The sequence below is a fragment of the Kitasatospora sp. NPDC057512 genome (assembly GCF_042802135.1).
Classification (GTDB): domain Bacteria; phylum Actinomycetota; class Actinomycetes; order Streptomycetales; family Streptomycetaceae; genus Kitasatospora.
The window spans coordinates 1-4,190 of the sequence record NZ_JBHVET010000732.1 but is presented as its reverse complement, the minus strand read 5'-3'; the positions used below and the strand labels follow the sequence as shown (position 1 = coordinate 4,190).

Here is a 4,190-nt window from a genome sequence, read left to right as displayed (position 1 = left end):
GGGCAGGACCCCCGGGCGTCGCCCCGGGGGTCCTCCCCTCCTCGCCCTTCCCGCCGTGCCGGGATCAGCTCCGCGACCAGGCCCGGAACTGGCGCAGCCCGTACAGCAGCGGCCGCGGGTGGTGGCGCCGTACGACCCGGCGGATCTCGCCGTAGACGGTGACGTGGTCGCCGACCCGCTGGGTCAGCACCACGTCGCAGTCGGCCACCGTGTGGGCGTCGCGCACCAGGTGCGGGCCGGCCGCCTCCGGGGCCTGCTCCCAGGGGAGCAGCTGGAACCGGTCCGGGTTGCCGGAGGCGAACAGTTCGGCGGTCCCCTGGGCGTCCTCGTGCAGCAGGTTGACCGCGAACAGGCCGCTGTCGGTGACCGCTTCGAGCGTGGGGCTGCCCTCGCGCAGGCAGACCAGGAGGGTGGGCGGGTCGAGTGAGACGCTGCACACCGCGGAGCAGGTCATGCCCCTCGGGGCGCCGTCGGGGCCGGTGGCGGACACCACGCTCACGCCCGTGGGGAATCCGCTCATCATGGCCCGGAACTCGTCGGGGGTGGCTCCCGCCGTCCCCACGGCTCCGGACGCCGCCGAGGCCCCGGCCCGTAACCGGGCCTGGTCACCCGCGTACTCGGTCATCTCGCACCGCTTTCTGTCTCGACGGACTTCACCGGCGCCATGGCCGTCGCGCTGATCCCCTCGGCCGCCCGGCGGCCCTCCATCCGGTCGAACAGCTCCAGCAGCGGCCCGGTGGCCGCCGTGGTGACCAGCGCCATCACCACCAGTGCCAGGACCAGCGGCGCGGGCAGCACCCCGGAGGCGAAGCCGGCCTGGAGGACGATCAGTTCGGTGAGGCCGCGGGTGTTCATCAGCGCGCCGATCCGCCGGGCGGTCCGGGGCGGCTGGCCGCCGATCCGGGCCCCGAGGTAGCCGCCGAGGCCCTTGCCGAGGAAGCCCAGCAGGACGGTGCCGGCGATCAGCACCCCGGAGGTGGCGGAGAAGGCGCCGGTGAGCACGGTGACCCCGGTGACCACGAAGAAGGCGGGGGTCAGGAACTGCCCCGAGCGGGAGACCGTGGACACCACGCGGGTCCACGGGCCGCCGTCGTCGTGCGGGACCGCCAGTCCGGCCAGTGCGGCGCCGAGGATCGAGGTCATGCCGAGGTGCTTCATGGCGAAGGCCACCGCGAGGGCGGCCACCGCGATCAGGACCGCCATCGCCCGGGGCGAGCGGGCGCAGAGCCGGGACGCGGTCCGGGTGCCCAGCGCGTAGCGGATGGCCAGCGCGCAGACCACGCCGACGGCCAGGGCGCGCAGCGAGTGCAGCGAGCGTGCCGGGTCCCCGGCGCCCAGGCTGATCGCCAGGGAGAGCAGCAGCCAGCCGCAGGCGTCGATGACGACGGCGGAGGCCAGCGAGAGCCGGCCCGGGACGCCGTCGCTCATCCCCCGGTCGGCCAGGATGCGGGCCATCACCGGGACGGCGGTGATGGACATGGTGACCGCGACCATCAGGAGGAAGGCCGGCAGCGGGGCGCCGCCGCGGGCCGCCCGGTCGCCGGTGAGGGCGATCAGCCCGACCAGCAGGCCGCCGGTGGCCAGCGGCGGCACCAGCGCCCCGACGGTGATCCAGGTGGTGGCGCGCCGGGGCAGCCGGTCCCGGCCGCGGCGCAGCTTGTGGGCGAGGCCGACCAGGAAGAGCACCAGGGCGGCCTCGGCGACGGTCTTGACGAGGTCGAACACCGGCCCCGGCAGCACGGCGTCGAAGGCGGGCCGGCCGGCCAGGGCGATCACGGCGGGCCCGGCCAGCAGGCCCCCCGTGATCTCCCCGATCACCTCCGGCTGCCGGAGACGGCGCGCGACTCTCCTGCCCGCCACGGCGATCAGCAGCACGACGCCGAGGACGGCGGCCGCGTGCACGACGCGTGTCAGGAGCTGGAGGACGTCCATGATGAACGGGCCCCTTTCCCGGGATCCTGGTCAGCGCATCCGGGCGAAGTAGTCGTACGCCTTGGGCAGCGTCGCGACGAGCCGTTCGGTCTTCTCCCGGATCTGGGCGAACTCCCGTTCCGCGGCGGCGCCGTCGGAGAGGTTCAGGGCCGGGGAGTGCGCCACCTCGATGCCGCCCATGCCCAGCAGGATGCACATGTAGGAGTACGGCGGCAGGCCGTGGTAGTAGGGGAAGACCGTTTCGGAGTCCGGGAGTTGGGCCTTCCAGAGTTCCAGCCGCTCGGCCAGCGCGTCGGGGATCTTCCGGGTCTTGGTGTCCCGCCAGTACTGGGTGTCGGTGCGCTTGGCGGCGACGTAGTGCAGGACCAGGAACTCCCGCACCCCGTCCATGACGTGGGCGATGGCCCGGTTGTAGAGGTCGCGCCGGACCGGGTTCCAGTCCTGCGCCGGGAAGTACTTGACCAGTTGCTCGATGGCGTGGTGGATGAAGAAGATCCCGGTGGACTCCAGCGGCTCCACGAAGCCGCTGGAGAGGCCAACGGCCACGCAGTTGCGGGACCAGGAGTTGCGGCTGCGGCCGATCCGCATCCGGATGTGGTTGGCCTCGACGTCGTCGGCGGCGGGGCCGACGAAGGCGCGCAGGGTCCGCTCGGCCTCCTCCGGCGAGAGGTAGTCCTTCGCGTAGACGTACCCGGTGCCGACCCGGCCCATCAGCGGGATCGTCCAGATCCAGCCGGCGTCCTGGGCGGTCGCGGTGGTGCAGGGCAGCACGCCGCGCTTCGCCATGTCCATCGGCACCTGGAGGGCGACGGCGCTGTCGTTGGGCAGGGTGTCCTGGTAGGAGATGAACGGCTCCTCCAGCGCCTTGTTCAGCAGCAGCCCGCGGAAGCCGGTGCAGTCGATGAAGAGGTCGCCGGTGAGCTCGCCGTGCTCGGCGGTGCGCAGCCCGCTGATCCAGCCGCGGTCGTCGAGCCGGACGTCCTGGACGTCGTCGACGATGCGCTTGACGCCCCTGTCGGTGGCGTACTGCGTCAGGTACTTGGCGAGCAGCGCGGCCTCGAACTGGTAGGCGTACGGGAACTGGGTCTTGCCCTGGTGCTCGGACATGGTGAGGCCCTGCATCTCGTCCGCGCCCTCGTCGAAGGGCTGGTCGATCAGGGCGCCGTCGAGGTGGCGGGGGCTGAGGCCGGCGTCGATGACCGAGGCCATCACGAAGCAGTCCTTGTCGAACCGGCTGGTCGGCCCCTGCTTGAGCCACCAGTCGGTGAGCGGGAAGCCGTTGACCGAGCGCATCTGCTCGAACGGGTGGTAGAAGTAGTGGCCGGGCTCGCGCCAGTCCTCGAAGCGGACGGCGAGCTTGTACGTCGCGTTGCAGGCCGGCATCCAGTCCTTCTCCTTGAGTCCGAGGAACTCGAAGAAGTGGCGGATGTCGCTGAAGGTGGCCTCGCCGACGCCCACGGTGGAGATGTTGCCGGATTCCACGAGGGTGATGTCCACCCGGTCCTCGAACGCGGCCTTCAGGTACGAAGCCGTCATCCAACCCGCTGTTCCGCCGCCTACGATCACAACCCGGTCGAGCACTGGTGACTCCTCTTCGGTGGTCCACGTGTTTCCGGCAGGGGAGGTGCCGGATACCGGCCGAGGTGGCGCCGTCGGTCGTCACCCCGCTGGTAGAAGCTGAGGGCGGCGCCACCAGAGAGTGACTCTAGGCATCCTCGTAAGGTCCGACCAGGTCATTTGGCACTGGTCGAAAGTCGCAGGTCGGGTTGACCCGTACCTGTCGGACCACTCGAACACCTGACGGTCCATCAGCGCGGTGTCAGCGCAGGTCAGCCACACTGCTGTGGCCAGATCTCCCCCGAGACGGAGCCACTCATGACGCAGCAGAGGCAGATCCCGCAGTTCGCCGTCGTCCCCGGCGCACAGGTGCACGGCGTACTGTCCGGCAACGAGAAGCAGACCGTCGACCTGGTCGCGGCGACCTACCGGGTGCACGGCGAGGGGGACACGGTCAACCCGCCGTCGTACTTCCTGCGCTTCCCGGACCGGCCCACCTCGCGCATCATCGCGCTGCCGGCCTCGGTGGGCGGCGGCACGCCGGTCGACGGGATCAAGTGGATCTCCAGCTTCCCGGAGAACGTGGCCGCGGGCCTCCCCCGGGCCTCGGCGGTGCTGGTGCTCAACGACCCCGCGACCGGCTACCCGATCGCCTGCCTGGAGAGCTCGATCATCAGCGCCGCCCGCACCGCCGCCTCGGC

At 71.6% G+C, this 4,190-nt stretch carries 3 protein-coding genes and 1 pseudogene; 1 reads left to right on the top strand and 3 read right to left on the bottom strand.

Going from position 1 to position 4,190, the window contains the following annotated elements; genetic code table 11:
- Positions 1-64 precede the first annotated feature (64 nt).
- Genes ACFU6K_RS32770 through ACFU6K_RS32760 form a run of 3 tightly spaced genes read right to left on the bottom strand, consistent with a single transcriptional unit; the run spans position 65 to position 3,513 of the window.
- Complete coding sequence (locus tag ACFU6K_RS32770; RefSeq protein ID WP_380669252.1) at positions 65-625, bottom strand: flavin reductase family protein; 561 nt, start codon at positions 623-625, stop codon at positions 65-67.
- Positions 622-1,932 carry a cation:proton antiporter gene (locus ACFU6K_RS32765; RefSeq protein ID WP_380669250.1) on the bottom strand — a complete coding sequence of 437 codons (1,311 nt, stop codon included), beginning with the start codon at positions 1,930-1,932 and terminating at the stop codon, positions 622-624. The genes ACFU6K_RS32770 and ACFU6K_RS32765 overlap by 4 nt, the downstream gene beginning before the upstream one ends.
- Before the next feature lie 30 nt (positions 1,933-1,962).
- Positions 1,963-3,513, bottom strand: a complete 1,551-nt coding sequence (locus ACFU6K_RS32760) for a tryptophan halogenase family protein (protein ID WP_380669248.1) — start codon at positions 3,511-3,513, stop codon at positions 1,963-1,965.
- A gap of 294 nt (positions 3,514-3,807) precedes the next feature.
- Between ACFU6K_RS32760 and ACFU6K_RS32755 the strand changes: the two are divergent.
- Positions 3,808-4,190, top strand: a pseudogene (locus ACFU6K_RS32755) (2,3-diaminopropionate biosynthesis protein SbnB); the annotation flags it as partial.